The organism is Chromatiales bacterium (assembly GCA_020445605.1).
GTDB lineage: Bacteria > Pseudomonadota > Gammaproteobacteria > JAGRGH01 > JAGRGH01 > JAGRGH01.
This window is the reverse complement of the sequence record JAGRGH010000047.1, coordinates 50,857-68,542: the sequence shown is the minus strand read 5'-3', so window position 1 is coordinate 68,542 and position 17,686 is coordinate 50,857. Positions and strand designations below refer to the sequence as shown.

General features: G+C 70.1%; 19 protein-coding genes. 13 read left to right on the top strand and 6 right to left on the bottom strand.

Translation table 11 applies throughout. The features are described from left to right. Positions 1 to 39: 39 nt before the first annotated feature. Both KDG50_10005 and KDG50_10000 read right to left on the bottom strand, forming a co-directional pair. Positions 40 to 864 (bottom strand): mechanosensitive ion channel, encoded by an 825-nt coding sequence (locus KDG50_10005; protein MCB1865753.1) that lies wholly within the window; start codon positions 862 to 864, stop codon positions 40 to 42. A gap of 88 nt (positions 865 to 952) precedes the next feature. After that, the gene (locus tag KDG50_10000; GenBank protein ID MCB1865752.1) at positions 953 to 1,669 is read right to left on the bottom strand and encodes a ComF family protein; all 717 of its coding nucleotides are present in this window, start codon (positions 1,667 to 1,669) and stop codon (positions 953 to 955) included. Positions 1,670 to 1,748: 79 nt separating this feature from the next. Here KDG50_10000 and bioB point away from each other — a divergent pair, with 79 nt between their 5' ends. From bioB to bioD, 5 genes are read left to right on the top strand one after another with little or no spacing between them, the layout of a single operon-like run. Further along, positions 1,749 to 2,726, top strand: a complete 978-nt coding sequence (bioB, locus tag KDG50_09995) for a biotin synthase BioB (protein MCB1865751.1) — start codon at positions 1,749 to 1,751, stop codon at positions 2,724 to 2,726. Between the two features lie 5 nt (positions 2,727 to 2,731). After that, complete coding sequence (gene bioF, locus KDG50_09990; protein ID MCB1865750.1) at positions 2,732 to 3,895, top strand: 8-amino-7-oxononanoate synthase; 1,164 nt, start codon at positions 2,732 to 2,734, stop codon at positions 3,893 to 3,895. Next, positions 3,892 to 4,674, top strand: a complete 783-nt coding sequence (gene bioH, locus KDG50_09985) for a pimeloyl-ACP methyl ester esterase BioH (protein MCB1865749.1) — start codon at positions 3,892 to 3,894, stop codon at positions 4,672 to 4,674. The genes bioF and bioH overlap by 4 nt, the downstream gene beginning before the upstream one ends. Further along, a complete protein-coding gene (gene bioC, locus KDG50_09980; protein ID MCB1865748.1) occupies positions 4,671 to 5,516 on the top strand; it encodes a malonyl-ACP O-methyltransferase BioC in 846 nt (281 codons plus the stop codon). Before bioH ends, bioC begins: the two co-directional genes overlap by 4 nt. A gap of 17 nt (positions 5,517 to 5,533) precedes the next feature. Next, positions 5,534 to 6,211: a dethiobiotin synthase gene (gene bioD / locus KDG50_09975; protein MCB1865747.1), complete on the top strand. Its 678-nt coding sequence runs from the start codon at positions 5,534 to 5,536 to the stop codon at positions 6,209 to 6,211. Here bioD and KDG50_09970 read toward each other — a convergent pair. Genes KDG50_09970 through ampD form a run of 3 tightly spaced genes read right to left on the bottom strand, consistent with a single transcriptional unit; the run spans position 6,157 to position 8,236 of the window. Next, positions 6,157 to 7,065 (bottom strand): cobalamin-binding protein, encoded by a 909-nt coding sequence (locus tag KDG50_09970; GenBank protein MCB1865746.1) that lies wholly within the window; start codon positions 7,063 to 7,065, stop codon positions 6,157 to 6,159. The genes bioD and KDG50_09970 overlap by 55 nt on opposite strands. Then, positions 7,050 to 7,652: a histidine phosphatase family protein gene (locus KDG50_09965; protein ID MCB1865745.1), complete on the bottom strand. Its 603-nt coding sequence runs from the start codon at positions 7,650 to 7,652 to the stop codon at positions 7,050 to 7,052. Before KDG50_09965 ends, KDG50_09970 begins: the two co-directional genes overlap by 16 nt. Then, positions 7,649 to 8,236, bottom strand: a complete 588-nt coding sequence (ampD, locus tag KDG50_09960) for a 1,6-anhydro-N-acetylmuramyl-L-alanine amidase AmpD (GenBank protein ID MCB1865744.1) — start codon at positions 8,234 to 8,236, stop codon at positions 7,649 to 7,651. Before ampD ends, KDG50_09965 begins: the two co-directional genes overlap by 4 nt. A 126-nt stretch (positions 8,237 to 8,362) precedes the next feature. Between ampD and KDG50_09955 the strand changes: the two genes are divergently transcribed. The 3 genes from KDG50_09955 (at position 8,363) to nadC (ending at position 12,988) form a co-directional block, all read left to right on the top strand. Further along, on the top strand, positions 8,363 to 10,711 hold the full coding sequence (locus tag KDG50_09955; protein MCB1865743.1) for a DUF1631 domain-containing protein: 2,349 nt from the start codon (positions 8,363 to 8,365) through the stop codon (positions 10,709 to 10,711). 101 nt (positions 10,712 to 10,812) lie between these two features. Further along, positions 10,813 to 12,168 carry a sodium:alanine symporter family protein gene (locus KDG50_09950; GenBank protein ID MCB1865742.1) on the top strand — a complete coding sequence of 452 codons (1,356 nt, stop codon included), beginning with the start codon at positions 10,813 to 10,815 and terminating at the stop codon, positions 12,166 to 12,168. Then, positions 12,155 to 12,988 carry a carboxylating nicotinate-nucleotide diphosphorylase gene (gene nadC / locus KDG50_09945; protein ID MCB1865741.1) on the top strand — a complete coding sequence of 278 codons (834 nt, stop codon included), beginning with the start codon at positions 12,155 to 12,157 and terminating at the stop codon, positions 12,986 to 12,988. The genes KDG50_09950 and nadC overlap by 14 nt, the downstream gene beginning before the upstream one ends. Positions 12,989 to 13,007: 19 nt before the next feature. Here nadC and KDG50_09940 read toward each other — a convergent pair whose 3' ends face one another. After that, positions 13,008 to 13,337: a DUF1820 family protein gene (locus tag KDG50_09940; protein MCB1865740.1), complete on the bottom strand. Its 330-nt coding sequence runs from the start codon at positions 13,335 to 13,337 to the stop codon at positions 13,008 to 13,010. A gap of 138 nt (positions 13,338 to 13,475) precedes the next feature. Between KDG50_09940 and KDG50_09935 the strand changes: the two genes are divergently transcribed. The 5 genes from KDG50_09935 to KDG50_09915 all read left to right on the top strand — a co-directional run bounded on the left by KDG50_09935 (position 13,476) and on the right by KDG50_09915 (position 17,634). Next, complete coding sequence (locus KDG50_09935) at positions 13,476 to 14,159, top strand: hypothetical protein (protein ID MCB1865739.1); 684 nt, start codon at positions 13,476 to 13,478, stop codon at positions 14,157 to 14,159. Then, on the top strand, positions 14,156 to 15,037 hold the full coding sequence (locus KDG50_09930) for a general secretion pathway protein GspK (GenBank protein ID MCB1865738.1): 882 nt from the start codon (positions 14,156 to 14,158) through the stop codon (positions 15,035 to 15,037). The genes KDG50_09935 and KDG50_09930 overlap by 4 nt, the downstream gene beginning before the upstream one ends. Before the next feature lie 86 nt (positions 15,038 to 15,123). Beyond that, positions 15,124 to 16,239, top strand: coding sequence for a PilN domain-containing protein (locus KDG50_09925; GenBank protein MCB1865737.1), 1,116 nt, complete (start codon positions 15,124 to 15,126; stop codon positions 16,237 to 16,239). Positions 16,240 to 16,247: 8 nt separating this feature from the next. After that, entirely contained in the window at positions 16,248 to 16,832 is a 585-nt protein-coding gene (locus tag KDG50_09920; protein MCB1865736.1) for a type II secretion system protein M, read from the top strand. A gap of 1 nt (position 16,833) precedes the next feature. Then, positions 16,834 to 17,634 carry a hypothetical protein gene (locus KDG50_09915; GenBank protein ID MCB1865735.1) on the top strand — a complete coding sequence of 267 codons (801 nt, stop codon included), beginning with the start codon at positions 16,834 to 16,836 and terminating at the stop codon, positions 17,632 to 17,634. The last annotated feature ends 52 nt before the right edge of the window (positions 17,635 to 17,686 follow it).

The window sequence follows — 17,686 nt, the reverse complement described above, 5'->3', positions numbered from 1 at the left end:
GCCGGTCCCCGTCGCGCCCGAACGCGAGGGTGGGCAGGGTCAGGCCCGGCGCAGATTCACGTCGAGCTGCGGATACGGAATGGTCAGACCGGCGCCTTCGAGGCCCAGCATGATGCGTTCGAGCAGGTCCGAGCGCACGGTCCAGTAGTCGGCGTTGTTGACCCAGGGGCGTACGTTGATGTCCACGCTGGCGTCCGAGAGTTCGCCGACCGCCACCTGCGGGGCCGGATCCTTGAGGATGCGTTCGTCTGCACCGAGAATTTCCTCGATCACGGACTTGGCCCTGCGCAGATCGTCACCGTAGGCGATGCCGAACACCAGATCGATGCGCCGCGTCGGATTCGCCGAGTAGTTCGTGATCGTGCCGCTGTAGATCGCCCCGTTCGGTACCAGCACGGCACGGTTGTCGCCGGTGCGCAGCCGGGTCGAGAACACGTTGATTTCCTCGACCGTTCCGGCGGTGTTGGCGAGTTCAACGAAGTCGCCGGTCTTGAACGGCCGGAACAGGATCAGCAGCACGCCGGCGGCGAAGTTCTTCAGCGAGTCCTGCAGCGCCAGGCCGACGGCCAGGCCTGCCGCGCCAATCAGTGCGATCAGCGAGGTCGTATCGATCCCGAGCTGATGCAGGGCGGCGATGATCACCACCAGCAGCATCATGGCCTTGGCGATGGAGCACAGGAAATTCGACAGGATCGGCGCGACCTTCGCGCGGCGCAGCACGGCGCCGAGCATCTTCACGATCAGGCCCACGACCAGGCGCCCGACCACGAACACGACCAGCGCCAGCGCGATATTGATGGCCCACGGGATCACGTACTGGTGCAGGATCGCTGACGGATCGATGTTCGACAGGGATTCGGGCATGGCAGGCTCCGTCGCGGTTTCGGCGGGGCGGGGCAGTATAGCGACGACCTCGCGGGCGGGCCGGGCGTTGCGGGGACCGACGCGCCGATTACCCCGGCCGGGGCGTGCGGGCACCAGCCCAGATCAGCACCTCTTTCGCGCCGGCCCGGCGCAGGGTGCGGGCGATCTCCGCCGCCGTGCTGCCGGTCGTGACGATGTCGTCGACGATCGCGATCGGGCCGTCCGGCAGTCGTCCGCGGACCTCGAACGCGCCGCGCAGGTTGCGTCTGCGGGCGCTGGCTTCGAGGCCGGTCTGGGCCGCAGTCGCGCGCACGCGACGCAACACATCGAGCCGCACCGGGATCGCCAGCGCCCGGCCGGCGACCCGCGCGATCTCGGCGGCCTGATTGAAGCCGCGGCCAAACAGACGGCCGCGATGCAGCGGCACGGGCAGGATCGCTGCCGGTCGGGTCCGCGGTTCGGCCGCCACGGCATCGGCGAGCGCCGCTCCAAGCACCCGCGCGACGGCGAACCGCTGGCCGAACTTCAGTTCGGTGGCCAGCAGGCGCGCACTGCCGGTGTATACGAGCGGGGCCAGCGCCGCGGCGAACGGCGGCGGATGACGCTGGCAGCGCCCGCACGCCGCACCGGCTGGTGTCGCCGGCGGCAGCGGTTCCGCACAGCGCGGGCAGGCGTGGCGGTTGCGCGGCAGTTCTGCCTGGCAGGGCGGGCACAGATCCGCGCCGTCCACCGCCGCGCCGCAGACCAGACACAGCCGCGGATAGATCGCGTCCAGGAGCCGGGCCGTCCAGTCGTCAACTTTCATGGGGCGCCCTGGTTGACGACGCCCTGCGGGCCGGTGACCATAGCCGTCCGTTTTCCCTGTCCATCGCGAGGAACCGATCATGGCGCAGACCGGCGCGATCCGCCACGACTGGCGCGTAGAGGAAGTCGAAGCCCTGTTCGACTCGCCATTCGCCGATCTGCTGTTCGCGGCGCAGACCGCGCATCGCGCGCATTTCGATCCGAACGCCGTGCAGGTCTCGACCCTGCTGTCGATCAAGACCGGCGGCTGCTCCGAGGACTGCGCCTATTGCTCGCAGAGCGCCCGTTACGACACCGGCCTCGAACGTGAACGCCTGCTGCCGCTGGACACCGTGCTCGAGGAGGCGCGCGCGGCGCGCGAACGCGGCGCGAGCCGGTTCTGCATGGGTGCGGCCTGGCGCAACCCTTCCGGGCGCAGTTTCGAGCGCGTCGTCGAGATGGTGCGCGAGGTCAAGGCGCTGGGGCTGGAGACCTGCGCGACGCTCGGCATGCTGACGCCCGAGCAGGCCGACACGCTGGCGGCGGCCGGGCTCGACTACTACAACCACAATCTCGACACCTCGCCGGAGTTCTACGGCGAGGTCATCACCACCCGGACCTACCGCGACCGGCTCGACACCCTCGAGCACGTGCGCGCCGCCGGCATGAGCGTGTGCTGCGGTGGCATCTTGGGCATGGGCGAGACGCGGCGCGATCGCGCGGCGCTGCTGGTACAGCTCGCGAACCTGCCGCGGCACCCGGAGTCCGTGCCGATCAACCAGCTGATCCGCATCGAGGGCACGCCGCTGGCCGATGTCGCGGGGCTGGATCCGCTGGAATTCGTGCGCACCATCGCCTGCGCGCGGATCATGATGCCGGCCTCGTTCGTACGCTTGTCGGCGGGTCGTACCGAGATGAGCGACGAGTTGCAGGCCCTCAGTTTTCTGGCTGGCGCGAACTCGATCTTCCACGGGGAACGCCTGCTCACGGCCGACAACCCGGACGCCGACCACGACGCGACGCTGTTCGCCAGGCTCGGACTGCATCCGCTGAATCCCGCCAACGCGGCCTCCGCCTGACAGCCATGTTCGAGCTCGCCGCCGCGCTCGATCAGCGGCGCGCCGACGGGGCCTGGCGCGAGCGTCATGCGCTGGCGGCGATGCACGGTCCGGCCGTCGAACGCGACGGGCGGCGGCTGGTGAACTTCTGCGGCAACGACTATCTGGGACTGGCCGCCGATCGAGCCGTGGTCGCAGCACTGATCGCGGCGGCACGCCGGTACGGCGTCGGTTCCGGCGCGGCGCAACTCGTGACGGGCTATAGCGATGAACACGCGGTGCTCGAGCGCGAGCTCGCCGCGTTCACCGGCCGCGAGGCGGCACTGCTGTTTCCGAGCGGCTGGATGGCGAATCAGGGCGCGATCGGCGCATTGCTCGGGCGCGGGGACGCCGTGTTCTGCGACCGCCTGAACCATGCCTCGCTGATCGATGCGGCGCGCGCCAGCGGCGCGCGTTTTGTGCGCTACCGGCATTGTGATCCCGACGATCTCGCGGCACGGCTCGCGGCCACACCGGCGCGCCGACGGCTGATCGTGACTGACGCGGTGTTCTCCATGGACGGTGACCGCGCACCGCTGGCAGCGCTCGCGGCGCTGTCCCGCCAACACGATGCTTGGCTCATGGTCGACGACGCGCATGGCTTCGGCGTGCTGGGCGCCGGCGGTGCCGGCAGCCTCGAGGCCGCGGGCCTCGGTCAGCGCGACGTGCCGGTGCTCATGGCGACGCTCGGCAAGGCGGTTGGTGTGGCCGGTGCCTTCGTCGCCGGCTCACGCGAGCTGACCGACACGCTCACGCAGTTCGCACGCAGTTTCATCTACACGACCGCGCCGCCGCCGGCGCTTGCGGCCGCCGCGCGTGCCGCGATCACGGCGATCCGCACACGGCCCGAGCTGCGGGCGGGCCTTGCCGGGAACGTCGCGCGATTTCGCGCGCGGGCCGCAGCCGCCGGAATTGAACTTTCGCCATCACAGACACCGATCCAGCCGATCCTGTTGGGCTCGAACGAACGCGCGTTGGAAGCGAGTCGGGAACTGGCCGAGGCCGGCTTTCTCGTCACGGCGATCCGTCCACCGACCGTGCCGGCCGGCAGTGCCCGGCTGCGCGTCACCCTTTCGACGGCCCACACCCACGGGCAGATCGACGCATTCGTCGCGGCGCTCGGCGAAGTCCTCGCGGCGCTGCCGACATGAGCCTGTGGTCGCACACCGCGGGGGAGGGGCCGGCACTGGTCGCCGTGCATGGCTGGGCCATGCACAGCGCGGTGTGGTCGGACTTCATGGACCGCCTGCGCGAACGGTATCGCGTGACCTGCATCGACCTGCCCGGCCATGGGCGCAGTGCGAATGTGCCAGTGCCGGATTCGCTGGACGGCTGGGCCGCGGCCTGCGCCGAGGTCGCGCCGCCGCGCGCGATCTGGGTCGGCTGGTCGCTCGGTGCGCAGGTCGCGCTGCGCTTCGCAACGCGCTGCCCGGGCCGCGTCGAGCGTCTGGTGCTGTTCGGTGCCACCCCGCGTTTCGAGCAGGCGGCCGACTGGCCGCACGCCGTGCCGGCCGCCTCGCTGGCTGGATTCAGCCGGGCCGTGGAGTCGCGCCCCAACGACACCATCGAGCGCTTCCTTGCGATCGAGGTCGGTGGCGGGGTCGAGCGGCGCGCGGAGCTGCGGCGCCTGCGCGAGTCCGTGGACGCCGGGCCGGCCGCCGATCCGCAGGGGCTGCGTGTAGGGCTGCGGCTGTTGCGCACGACGGACCTGCGTGCCGAGCTCGCCGCCCTGCGCCGGGCCAGCCTGTGGGTCTACGGCGGCCTGGACACACTCGCGCCGGTGGCCGCGGCCCCCGCCGTGGCCGCACTCGCCGAACACGCGACCACGCACGTGCTGGAAGACGCCGCACACACGCCGTTTCTCGATGCCGCGGAGGTCTGCGCGCGCCTGGTCGCGGATTTCGCCGCCAACGGCCGGCTGCCCGGATGATCGACCCGAAGGCCGCGCGCCGTGCGTTCGATCACGCGGCGACCAGCTACGACGCAGCCGCCGTGGTGCAGCGCGAGGTCGGCCGCCGGCTGATCGAGCGGCTTGCGCTGATGCGCGCGCGGCCGGCGCGTGTGCTCGATCTGGGCAGCGGCACGGGCGAAACGACCGAGGCCCTGGCCGCGGCGCTGCCCGGCGCGCGGATCACCGAACTCGACTTTGCCCCGGCGATGCTCGCGCGGGCACGGTCGCGGGTGCCTTGGGGTGCGCGACTGAAGCGGCGGCGGGCGTTCGTCTGCGCGGACTGCCGGCGGCTGCCGTTCGCGGATGCGAGCTTCGATTTCGTGTTCTCGAACCTCGCCCTGCAATGGGCGCCGGACGCCGACGCGCAGTACCGCGAGATAGCGCGTGTGCTGGCACCGGGCGGGCTGCTGCTGTTCTCCACGCTCGGGTCGGACACCCTCGCCGAACTGCGCGTGGCCTTCGCGGCCGCGGATCACGGTGTGCACGTGCATCCGTTTGCCGATCTGCACGATGTCGGCGATGCGCTGCTGGCCGCCGGTCTCGCCGAGCCGGTCATGGACTGCGAACGGATCACCCTGACCTATGCCGCGGTCGGCGACCTGCTGCGCGATCTCAAGGACCTCGGCGCGCACAACGCCGACAGCGATCGGGCCCGGGGCCTGAGTTCGCCGCGCGCGTTCGCACGCATGCGCGAGCGCTACGAGCGTGAACGCGATGCCGACGGCCGTCTGCCGGCAACCTGGGACATCGTCTATGGACACGCCTGGGGTGCCGCGCCCCGGCCGATGTCCGCGCTGCACGTCGCGCCCCCGCGACGGTGAACGCGGCGCTCGCGCGGATCGCCGCGGCCGGCGGCGCCTTCGTGACCGGCACCGACACCGGCTGTGGCAAGACCGAGGTCAGCGTCGGGCTGGTGGCGGCCCTGGTCGGCGCCGGGCTGCGCGTGGCGGTACTCAAGCCGGTCGCCAGCGGCGCCGAGCCCGATCGGAACGGCGAGCTTCGCAACGACGACGCCGAGCGTCTGCGCGCGGTGGCCAATGTCGATGCGGACCCGGCCGCGGTGAATCCGTACTGCTTCGCGCCGCCGATCGCACCGCATCTCGCGGCGCAGGCGCTGGGCGTGTCGATCCGGTTCGGGAATGTGCTGGCCGCATTGGCGGCGCTGCGGGCCCGTGCCGACGTCGTGATCGTCGAGGGCGCCGGCGGCTGGGCGGTGCCACTGGGCGAGGACGGCGATCTCGGCGCGCTCGCGCTGCGGATCGGGCTGCCGGTCGTGCTGGTCGTCGGGCTCAGGCTGGGCTGCATCAGCCACGCGCGACTGACCGCGCGGGCCGTCGTCGCCGAGGGCGCCGACCTCATCGGCTGGGTCGCCAACGAGGTCGAGCCGGCGCTGCCCGCGCTCGAGGGCAATCTCGCGACGCTGGACCGGATGCTGCCGGCCCCGCGTCTGGCCCGCGTGCCCTACGGTGCCGCGGGGTTCCCCGACCGGCTCGCCGCAGCCTGGTCCGCCGACTGAGCCAACGGGCCCAGCGCCCCGCATAGCTGCTCGACCGCGTCGAGCATCCGGCCGCTGCCGCGGTGCATGGTGTCCGGGTCGACGAACACCACGGGCAGCTGCGTGCCGCTGGCGGCGAACCAGCGCGACCACGGCGCCATGGCCAGCTCGGTCGCGCCGCCCGGCGCGGCAATGACGATCACTTCGGGGCGTGCGGCGAGCACGGCCTCGAACGACACGCTCGGCGTCAGGCCCGGGGCGTCGGCGAACACGTTGCGCCCACCGCAGGCTGCGACACCGTCAGCGATGATGTGGGCGTCGCTGACCGTCATCAGCGGCCGGTGCCAGACCTGGTAAAACACCCGCACCGGCCGGCGCGTGCGGCTCTGGGCGCGCAGTCGCCCGATCCGTTGCTTCAGCCCGGCGGCGTTGCGCGCGGCAGTCGCCGCGTGGCCGGTGAGGGCGCCGATCGCGCGCAGCGTGGCCGGGATGTCGTCCAGGCGGCGCGTTTCGATCCGCAAGACTGGGATCTCGCGTGACGCCAGCCAGTCCAGCGCGCGGCGGTCGCTGCCGCTGGCCCAGGCGATCGCGAGGTCCGGCGCCAGCGCAAGCACGCGCTCACGTTCCAGCAGGGTGGCATCGCCGATCACCGGCAGCTCGCGGGCCGCGGGCGGAAAGCCCGAAAAGCGGCTCACGCCCACGAGGCTCCGGCCGGCGCCGGCCGCAAAGCTCAGTTCGGTCGCCTGTGGCGTGAGCGCGATGACGCGGCGCGCCGGCTGGTCGAGGTGCAGCGTGTGCCCCGAGTAGTCCTCAACATCGATCGCGGTGGCACGGGCCGCCGCGACCAGTAGCAGGAGCGTCAGGCCTGTCCGCAACTGAAGCAATCCACGCGTGGCGGTCGTTCGCCGCCGGCGCTGATCCGGGTGAGGCTCGCGTAGCTGACGTTCAGTCGGTACATGCGCTCGTGGGGTATGCCGGTCAGGTGCACGACGGCGGCGCGGATGATGCCGGCATGACAGACCACCAGCGTATGGCCGGGCGGACCGGCCAGCAGGGCCTCCACGGCTGCCGCGGTACGGGCGATGAACTCACCCAGCGGCTCCGCGCCGGCCGGCCGGTTGTGCAGCGGATTGGCATAGAAGCGGCGGATCTGGTCGGGGTCGTCCGCGCGCAGCTCGGCGCCGGTTCGGCCCTCCCAGGCGCCAAAGCCGACCTCGCGCAGACGCTCGTCGACCTCCACCGGCCGATCGTCGCGCTCGCCCAGCGCGCGCGCAAACTCCACGCAGCGCAGCATCGGCGAACTGACGATGCGCTGCCAGCGACCCGCTTCCTCGCCGACGGTGGCCCACATCTGGCGCCAGCCGGTTTCGCTGAGCGGGTCGTCCACGCGCCCGCCGCGGTAGCGGGTGCCGCCGAGCGGTTCGCCATGGCGCAGCAGATCGATGCGATGGGTGTCCTTCATGCCCGGCCTCCGGCGGCGCGCACCAGCGCGCGAAACTGCGGCCAGTCGAACGCGGGACCGGGGTCGGTCTTGCGCCCGGGCGCGATGTGTTCGTGGCCGACGATGCGCTCCGGGCCGATGCCCGGGAAGCGCTTCTGCAGTGCCGCCGTCAGCGACGCCAGACGGCGGTACTGGGAGGCCGTGAAGCCGTGCCGGTCGTCGCCTTCGAGTTCGACGCCAATCGAGTAGTCGTTGCATTCCGCGCGGCCGGCAAAGCTGGAGCGGCCCGCGTGCCAGGCGCGCCGGTCGACCGGGACGAACTGCACCAGACCGCCGCGGCGGCGGACGAGGAAATGGGCGGAAACGCGCAAGGCGTGCACCTCGGCAAAGTAGGGGTCGGCGGCCGGGTCGAGCCGGTTCAGAAACAGGTCGGCAATCCAGGGGCCGCCGAAGCGTCCGGGCGGCAGGCTGATCGAGTGGATCACGAGCAGGTCGATCGCGGTGCCGGCGGGGCGCTCGTTGTGATTGGGCGAGGCGATGAAGCGCGCGTTTCGCACGCGCTGCGGATTCGCGACGCTAAACTCGATCGGGATCCTGACCTGCATGCGGGTGACTGCCGTCCGTCGGGGGAAGGCGCCGCTCGGCGCCCGGTGCGAACCCGGTCACGGTGTCCGGTACCCGCAGTGCCTAAGGATACGCGAGGATTCATCCACCCCAAAACGAAGCCGCGCATGACGCAACGTGACAACATCATCCCGATCTCCAGCGGCGCAGCATCCGGTGCGCGCCGGCGCATCATGATCGACGATCACGCCCGGCGTCTGCTGGCGAGCTGCCGCGCGACCTCGGCGAATGTGCTGCAGAGCATGGTCACCGAGGTCTTCGAGCACGCCGACGACGCCATGTTTCAGTCCGCCGACAAGGCCGAGCGTGGCGAACAGCAGGCCGCGTACTTCGACGCCATGCTGGTGCTGCGCCGCGAGCGCAAGGCCGTCGAGACGCGCTTCCAGAACGCCCTGCTCGGTCACTTCGACCGCTTCTGGATCGATGCCTCGGCGCCGTACTCGGACGCCGCCGGTCTGGCGCGCAACGCGCAGGAACTGAACATCCTCGGCGAGTCCGAACTGGAGGAATCGCTGGCGGTCAGCAACATGATCGCCAAGGCGCAGAACCGTTTCAGCGGTCCGCTGCATGGTCTGAACCGGCGCTTTTCGGCGCTGACCGGCGGCGCCGCCGTGGTCAACGACGACAACAACCCGCTCGGTCCGAAGGCACTGGGCTATGCGATCCGCGAGGCCGTCGGCGCGATCAAGGTCGACCCGCGCATCCGGCTGGTGATCTACAAGCTGTTCGACCGCTTCATGATCGTGCGGCTCGGTGAACTGTTCGACCCGATCAACGACCTGCTCAAGGACGGCGGCGTTCTGCCGGAGCTGCGCCACGAGGTGGCCGGGGCCGGGAATCGCTCGCGCAGCGCGGCATCGGTTGCGCCGCAGGAGGCGGCGGCCAAAGAGCAGCTCCATGAATTCGCCGGCGAGGCCGGGGCCGACGTGCAGCTCTACGACACCCTGCGCGGCCTGCTCGGGCGTCACCCCGGACGCGCGAACGCGCGCCAGGCCATTCCGCCGGGCATGGCGCCGTTCGAGTCCGACGAGCTGATCACCGCGCTGTCACGCGTGCAGGAGGGCGCGCCGGTGCTGTTGCCGCCTGGCTCGCACGGGGCGTATCTCGGCGGCGGTCGTGAGGTGTTGCTCGAACGCCTGCATGGGCTCGGCGCGCAGAACCGCAACAAGGTCTTCGGCCGTGCCGACAGCGACACGATCGACGTCATCACGATGCTGTTCGAGTTCATCCTCGAAGACACGGCGCTTCCCGACGCCATGAAAGCGCTGCTGAGCCGCTTGCAGATCCCGATGCTCAAGGTCGCCCTGCTCGACCGGCGCTTCTTCTCGCACAAGACCCACCCCGCGCGGCGCCTGCTCAACGCGCTCGCGCAGGCCGCGATCGGCTGGAGCGAGTCCGACGGGCGCGGCGCCGACAGCGTGTTCGCGCGGATCGAGGGCGTCGTCCAGCGCATCCTGGCGGAATTCACCGACGACATCGCGCTGTTCGATTCGCTGCTGGCCGATTTCACGGCGGTCTCCGAGCGCGAGGCGCGCAGTGCCGCGGCGATCGAGCGCCGGGTCACGACCGCGACGCGCGGTCAGCACCGCATGGCCGAGGCGCAGGCGCGTGTCGAAACCGAGGTGCGCAGGCGCATCGGCGAGCGGCAGTTGCCGGAAGCCGTGCTGGCGCTGATCGACGAGGGCTGGCGCGATGTGCTGCGCCTGACCCTGCTGCGCGACGGCGCGGACTCGCAGGAATGGCACAAGCGCCTCGAGGTGCTGGAGCTGTTGATCTGGAGCGTTGAGCCCAAGACCACGCGTGATGCGCGTCAGGCCCTGCTGAACCGCATCCCGGCGCTGCTGCGGGCGGTGCGCGAGAACCTGGGCGGTATTTCGTTCGATCATCGCCGGCTCGGCCATCTGCTGAAGGACTTGCAGGCGCTGCACTTTGCCTGTCTGCGTGGCGAGGGCGATGCGGCCGAGATCGCCGCGGCCGCGGCGGAGACGATCGAGGAGGCCGGCGGCGAAACGGACAGCGCGGCCGCCACGCCGCAGCCGGCGCGTGGTCCCACGGCGCCGGTGGTGCCGACCAGCCGGCACGCCGCCCAGGTCGAGGAGATCGTGCTGGCCTCGCCGAGCAGCCTCGACGAGCATGTCACCGACGAGTTCAGCGCCCAGGCGCGTGAACTCGGCGAGGGTGCCTGGGTCGAGTTCATCCAGGGCGACGACCGCACCGTGCGCGCGAAGCTGGCCTGGAAGAGCGATGTGAACTCGCGCTACGTGTTCGTCGACCGGCGCGGCGCGCGGGTCGCCGAGGTCTCGCCGAACGGGCTGGCCGCCTCGCTGCGAAGGGGCGGCGTGCGCCTGCTCGAACAGGCCGAGGTGCCGTTGATGGACCGCGCGCTGGACGCGATGCTGTCGGTTCTGCGTACCGACTCACGGGCGCCCGCGAAACCGGAGTCTGATCCGGCCTGATCGGCAACCGGGCCGGCCCCATTCAGGCCGGTCCGCATTGCATGGCCCGTCCCCACGGCGATCGGCTATAGTCGCGCCGGATCAATAACACCGGGGGAGCCATGCAAGCCATCCACGATCTGTTGGACCGCCTCAGCGGCATCATCTGGGGCGAATTCCTGCTGATTCCGCTGCTGGCGGTCACCGGCGTCTATCTGACGCTGGGGCTGCGGCTGATGCCCTGGCTGCGGATCGGCGAAGGCTTTCGGCTGCTGTTCCGCGGGCGTCGGCCGAGCGACGGCGCGCCCGGCGACATCACGCCGTTCCAGTCGCTGATGACGGCGCTGTCGGCGACCATCGGCACCGGCAACATCGCCGGCGTGGCGACGGCGATCCATCTCGGCGGACCCGGCGCGCTGTTCTGGATGTGGGTCATTGCGCTGTTCGGCATGGCGACGAAATACGCCGAAGCCGTGCTGGCGGTGAAGTACCGCGAGGTCGACGAACTCGGCCAGCATGTCGGCGGGCCGATGTACTACATCCGCAACGGACTGGGCCCGGGCTGGGCCTGGCTGGGCGGGACGTTCGCGCTGTTCGGCATGATTGCCGCGTTCGGCATCGGCAACACCGTGCAGTCGAATTCCGTCGCCGACGCCATGCAGTCGAACTTCGATGTGCCGCTGTGGCTGACCGGCGTGGTCATGGCCGTGCTGGCCGGCCTGGTGATCCTGGGTGGCATCAAGCGTATCGCCGAGGTGGCGGGCAAACTCGTGCCGTTCATGGCGATCGCCTACGTGGTCGGCGCGCTGGTCATTCTCGTGGCGCATGCCGGAGCGCTGCCGGCGGCGTTCGCGACCATCTTCGACAGTGCCTTCAACGGCACCGCCGCGACCGGCGGCTTCGCGGGTGCAACGGTCTGGGCCGCGCTGCGGTTCGGCTTCGCGCGCGGAATATTCTCGAACGAATCCGGACTCGGCTCGGCGCCGATCGCGCACGCGGCGGCCCGCACCAATGACCCGGTGCGTCAGGGCAAGATCGCGATGCTGGGCACGTTCATCGACACCATCATCGTCTGTTCGATGACCGGGCTGGTGATCGTCGTGACCGGCGAGTGGACCAGCGGTGCGACGGGCGCGGCGCTGTCGTCGAGCGCGTTCAGCAACGGCATCGCCGGTGGCCAGTACATCGTGACCTTCGGGCTGGTGATCTTCGCGTTCACCACGCTGCTGGGCTGGAGCTACTACGGCGAACGCTGCGCGGAGTATCTGTTCGGTACGAAGGTGATCCTGCCCTACCGCATCCTGTGGATCGCGGCGATCTTCGGCGGCTCAATCGTCAAACTCGGTCTGGTGTGGGTGTTCGCCGACGTGCTCAACGGCCTCATGGCGCTGCCGAACCTCGTCGCGCTGCTGCTGCTGAGTCCCGTCGTGTTCGCCATCACGCGCGAGGCCGGACGGCGGCGTGATCGGGACGCCTGATGATGTCGGCACGGTAGTCGCGCGCGCCGTCGAGGAGGACCTCGGCGCCGGCGACGCCAGCGCCCTGCTGATTCCGCCCGCTGCCGCGGGCCGCGCGCGGGTGATCGCGCGCGAGTCCGCCGTGGTCTGCGGCCGGCCGTGGTTCGACGGCGTGTTCGAGTATCTCGATCCGCGCGTGCGCGTCAGCTGGCAGATCGCCGAGGGCGAGTGGGCCGCGCCCGCTGCCTGCCTGTGTGAACTAACCGGGCCCGCGGCGAGTCTGTTGACCGGCGAGCGCACGGCGCTGAATTTCCTGCAAACCCTGTCGGCGACGGCGACCGTGACCGCCCGCTATGTCGAGCGGGTCGCCGGCACCGGCGCGCGCATCCTCGATACCCGCAAGACCGTCCCCTGCCTGCGTACGGCACAGAAATACGCCGTGCGGGTCGGCGGCGGCAGCAACCATCGCATGCGCCTGGACGACGCCATCCTGATCAAGGAAAACCACATCGCCGCGAGCGGCTCCATCGAAGCGGCCCTGGGTCGGGCGCTGGCGCACGGTCACGGGCTGGAGGTCGAGATCGAGGTGGAGTCCGTTGCCGATCTCGAGCGCGCGCTGGCCGCGGGTGCGGCGCGCGTGCTGCTGGACAATTTCAGTCTCGCCGATCTGCGCGCGGCCGTGGAACTGAACGCCGGGCGTGCGCGGCTGGAAGCGTCCGGTGGGGTGTCGCTGGACAATGTCCGCGAGATCGCGCTGACGGGCGTCGATGACATCTCGGTCGGCGCGTTGACCAAGAACGTCTCGGCGGTCGATCTGTCGATGCGTTTCCTGCCGGCGTGAGCGCGCGGCTCGAACCGGCCTATTCGCGTCGCGGCGGCACCGGCATCGGAAACGGTGTGACGTTGGATGTGGTGTCGCCCGCATCGCCGATGCGCGCGACGCCGGCTTTCTTGACCTCGTCGATGCGTACGACCGCGTGCATGGGCACCAGCGTGCGGTCGACACCGCTGAACTCGCGCTTGAGCTGTTCCTCGTGCGGATCGACCACGACGCGATCGGTCTCGCTGAAGCGCAGCCCCTCGATCGCGACAAAGCCGAACAGCTCGGCGCCCGTCACGCGGCTGGCATAGACTTCATAGACCTTGCCCTGGTTGTGGAAGATCACACGAAAAACGGGTTTCTTCGGCATCGGTCGGATTCAGGTCGACAGTCGCTGTCTGGCAGGCGGGACGGGGCGGCCGGGCATCCGGCTGCGCATGCAGGCCCGGCGTTCGGCGCCCTGAAGAATACCACCGCGGGCCGTGCGCGCGGATTCACCCTGATCGAGGTGATCGTCGCGATCGCGCTGTTTGCGACGCTCATGGTGATCGTCGGCAGCGGGCTTGCGCTGGCCATTCGTTCCGCCGAGCGGGTGGACACCCGCGCCGCGCGCAGCGAGGACCTGCGCATCGTCCAGCAGCTCGTGCGCCGGCAGCTCGCGCAGACGATGATCGCCTGGCGGACCGACGCCGACGACGGCCAGGTCTTCGCGTTCGAGGGGCGGCCCGATTCGATCGAGTTCGTTGCGCCGATGCTCACGCATCTCGATCTCGGCGGGCTGTACCGCCAGCGCCTGTGGCTCGTCGACGGTGACCATGGCGTCGAACTGCACATGGCCTGGCAGCCGCATTTCGCCTCCGACGCGAGCCTTAAGTTCGGCGACGACGACACGGATCAACCGTGGGATGCCGTCGTCATGGTCGAGTCCCTCGATGCCGGGCGCCTGGAGTACTACGGTCCGAAAGACCCGGGTGACGAGGATTCGGTCTGGCAGGACGAATGGCTGGAACGCGCCGAGCTGCCGCTCGCGGTGCGTGTGCAGCTGGGCGCCGACGGCGGTCCATGGCCCGAGGTCTACGTGGCGCTCGCCGGACGCGCGGTTTCATCCGTGCGGCCCGGCGCGAGCTTTCCGCGGCCCGGCGACCGCCAGCCGATCCCGCAGACCGACAGCGATGGGGGGACGCGCCGGTGAGCGACCGACTCGCGGAGCGCGGGGTGGCACTGCTGGCGGTGGTCTGGACCGTCGCGCTGTTGACCGTGCTGGCCGCCGCGTTTACCTCGACCACGCGCACCGAGACCCGGCTTGCGCGCAACGTCGTCGAACAGGCCCAGGCGCGTGCCGTTGCCCAGGCGGCGCTGAATTACGTTGCCTTCGACCTGCTGCGACCGGTCGACCAGCGGCGCTTTCCAGCCGATGGCACGGCCGTGCCTTGGACCTTTGCCGGGTTTGAGACCGTGCTGCGCATCAACGATGTGGCTGGGCGGATCGATCTGAACGCCGCGGACCGGGAAACGCTCAGTGGTGTGTTCGAGCAGGCCGGCGTCGAGGCGGGCGATCTCGATCGCGTGCTCGACGAGATCGAGGACTGGCGGGATGTCGATGACCTGCGGCGGCTCAGCGGCGCCGAGGATGAGGACTACCGTGCGGTCGGCCGGATGGCCGGCGCGAAGGATGCGCCCTTCGAGTCCGTCGACGAGCTGCAGCAGCTGCTGTCCGTGGATGCGCGGCTGGTCGCGCGGGTGCGCGACGCGCTGACCGTGTACTCGGGCAGTGCGAAGGTCTCCGCGAGTGTGGTCTCTCCCGGTGCGCTGCACGCGCTGCCCGGCGTCGACCACGAGCTGATCGACCAGTACCTCGAAGAGCGCGCAGCGGCGCACCGTGACGGGATCGAGGCGCCGCAGGTTCCCGTGGCCGGTCTGGGTTTGTCGGGTGCGGAAGGCAGAGCTTATATTGTGGAGATCAGCGCCCGTTCTCCGGGCGGCGTCAAGGGTTCGCTTGCGGTTACGCTGATGCCCGGTACCATCGACGGCTTCCTGCGCACGATCGAGTGGCGCGAACAAGGCATCTGAATGCACACCAGCGCCCGATCTGACCGACCCTCTGGCACGCGCGAAGCCGCGCGCCGCGAAACCGCAGTGACCGGAGTGAGCCGCCCATGGCATTAGGCGCGGGAGCCATCGGTCAAGCGCTGGGCGGACGCAATTCGACGCTCGCGCGCCTGTGGGGCTGGTGGCGCGAAGGCCTGGCCGGTTGCATTCCCGCAGCCGTGCGCACGCGCATCGCGGCGGGCGATGCACCGCTCGCGGTTCGCCGCAGCGGGGACGGCTGGCAGATCAACGGCGAGGCGGGCGATCCGCTGCGGACTGAAGAACTCGCGCTGCACCTCATCGAGCGAACCGCCGGTCGCCCGCGTGCGACCGTGCTTCAGCTGGAATCCGGCGAGGTTCTGGTCACCCGTGTGGTGCTGCCGCGCGCGGCCGAAGAGAACCTGCGCGAAGTGCTGGGCTTTGAAATGGAACGCCGCACGCCGTTTCGCGCCGAGCAGGTCTATTTCGACTACGTCGCCGAAACCGGCGAAGCCGACGCCCAGCATGTCGCCGCGCGCCTGTTCACAACGGCGCGTGCGGGTGTCGATGCGGCCATTGCGGAACTCGGCCGCGGGCATGTGGAGATCGCCGGGGTCAGCGTGGACGGTGCACCGCGCTCGCTCAACCTTCTGCCGGTCGAAAAGCGTCCGCGCGGGCGCTCGTCCGCGGGGCTGAATCTGCTGCTGGGGCTGGTGCTTCTGGGGCTTGTCGCCGCGGCGCTCGCCTTGCCGGTGCATCAGCAGGGCAAGGCGCTCGATGCCCAGGCGGCGCAGCTTGCGAAGGCACGCGAGCAGGCCGATGCGGTCATCAAGCTGCGCGAGGAGGCGAGTATTCTCGAGCGCGCGCAGCGGTTTGCAATCGAGCGACGCATTGCGGTTCCGCATGTCCCCGACCTGCTGCTCGAAGTGACGCACCTGTTGCCGGATTCCACCTGGGTGCAGCAGATCAGCTACGAGAAGGGCAGGCTCGAACTGCGCGGCGAATCCAGCGAGGCCTACGCGCTGATTCCGCTGCTCGAGGCCTCGCCGCTGTTCGAAGACGTCAAGTTTCGCTCGACCGTCACCCAGAACACGCGCACGAGTCGCGAGCGCTTCCATATCGAAATGCGCGCGCGCATGGGCGGCGAGCTGGCGCCGCCGGATGCGCCTGGTGCAACAGGCGACCCGCCAGGAGAAGGCCGTTGAAGTCGCGCATGGGACGGATCCTGCATTGTGGTGCCGCGCTGGCGCTGCTGCTGCTGCTGGTCGCGGCCGTGTATATCGTCGTCTACGATCCGCTGGTGACCGAGTATCGGGTCAATTCGCAACGCATCGACCAGCGCGCGCGCCAGATCGCCGCGACCCAGGGTGTGATCGATTCGGGGCCGGCGGTGCAGGCGCGCGTCGAGCGGCTGCGTGCCGATACCAGCTTCGCAACGCTTTATCTGCCGGACGCCTCGGATGTGCTCGCCGCGAACCGGTTGCAGCAGCAGGTCAAGGAAATCGTCGAGGCCGCCGGCGGCACCCTGCTGTCCTCGCAGAAGCTGCCGACCCGCGCCGAGTCGCCGTTCGAGGCCGTCGCCGTGCGCGTCAACATCAGCGGTGATACCGAGGCCGTCGCCTCCGTGCTGCACAGCATCGAGAGTCAGGCCGAGCCGCTGCTGATCCTTGACGAGTTGCAATTGCAGTCGCGAAACCGTCGGCAGACCCGGCGTGTGGACAACAAGCGCGTGGTCGAAAGCATCACGGACGTGACGGCGACCTTCGACATCACCGGCTATCGGCGCGAGGTGCCGTGACGTGAAACGCGCGCGTTCCACGAATCCGCTCACGGCGGCCCTGCTGGTCCTGATTGCCGTCGCGTGCGCGGTTACGCTCTACCACGTACTATGGCCGGTGCGTGCGCCGACCTTGCCGCCGACGCCACCAGAGGTCGAGGTGACACAGTCGGACGCGCCGATTCCCATCGCCGGGCTGGGCGTGCCGCCATTCGATCACTACGCGGAAATCGTCGATCGTACGGTGTTTCGTGAGGATCGCCGCAAGCCGCCGCCCGAGCAGACCGAGGTCAGCGAGGAGCCTGACGACGAACCGCCACCGCTCGAACCGCCGGCCTACGATCTCATCGGTGTGGTCACCACTCCGGATCGAAATCTTGCCCTGCTGCGGCCGCGATCGGGCGGCGACGTGGTACGCCTGCCGGTCGGTGCGGAACTGGAAGGCTGGCGGATCACGAACATCGACAACACGAACCTCAGCGTCGAAAATGCCGGCCGTACACTGAACATGGAGATCGACCGCACGTCGAAGCCGTCGGCGCCGGCGCGTCCCGCGTCGCGGGCCGCACCTGCGGTCCCCGGGGCCGCCAAGCCCGCCAGCGTCCCGGCCGGAATGCCGGCCAATCCGGCGGCGCCGAATGCCGCGGCGGAGGTGCGTCGGCGGGCACAGGCCGCCGCGCGCGCCGGACGCCGTAGCGCGAACCCGGCAGCCCCAACGGTCGAGCGCGAGTTTCGCTATCGCAAGTCGCCGTGGGCCGTGCAGGAAGAGGCTGCACGCAAAACCAAGTCGCAGTCCGATGGCGCATCCGACGCGGGCGGCTGACCGTGACCGGCGCGGGCTTGAACCACCGCCGCGGCCGACGTTCGAACTGGTA

Coding starts and splice junctions, on each gene's coding strand:
- KDG50_10005 (MCB1865753.1), bottom strand. CDS start 864: ATGCCCGAATCCCTGTCGAACATCGATCCGTCAGCGATCCTGCACCAG.
- KDG50_10000 (MCB1865752.1), bottom strand. CDS start 1,669: ATGAAAGTTGACGACTGGACGGCCCGGCTCCTGGACGCGATCTATCCG.
- bioB (MCB1865751.1), top strand. CDS start 1,749: ATGGCGCAGACCGGCGCGATCCGCCACGACTGGCGCGTAGAGGAAGTC.
- bioF (MCB1865750.1), top strand. CDS start 2,732: ATGTTCGAGCTCGCCGCCGCGCTCGATCAGCGGCGCGCCGACGGGGCC.
- bioH (MCB1865749.1), top strand. CDS start 3,892: ATGAGCCTGTGGTCGCACACCGCGGGGGAGGGGCCGGCACTGGTCGCC.
- bioC (MCB1865748.1), top strand. CDS start 4,671: ATGATCGACCCGAAGGCCGCGCGCCGTGCGTTCGATCACGCGGCGACC.
- KDG50_09965 (MCB1865745.1), bottom strand. CDS start 7,652: ATGAAGGACACCCATCGCATCGATCTGCTGCGCCATGGCGAACCGCTC.
- ampD (MCB1865744.1), bottom strand. CDS start 8,236: ATGCAGGTCAGGATCCCGATCGAGTTTAGCGTCGCGAATCCGCAGCGC.
- KDG50_09955 (MCB1865743.1), top strand. CDS start 8,363: ATGACGCAACGTGACAACATCATCCCGATCTCCAGCGGCGCAGCATCC.
- KDG50_09950 (MCB1865742.1), top strand. CDS start 10,813: ATGCAAGCCATCCACGATCTGTTGGACCGCCTCAGCGGCATCATCTGG.
- KDG50_09940 (MCB1865740.1), bottom strand. CDS start 13,337: ATGCCGAAGAAACCCGTTTTTCGTGTGATCTTCCACAACCAGGGCAAG.
- KDG50_09925 (MCB1865737.1), top strand. CDS start 15,124: ATGGCATTAGGCGCGGGAGCCATCGGTCAAGCGCTGGGCGGACGCAAT.
- KDG50_09920 (MCB1865736.1), top strand. CDS start 16,248: ATGGGACGGATCCTGCATTGTGGTGCCGCGCTGGCGCTGCTGCTGCTG.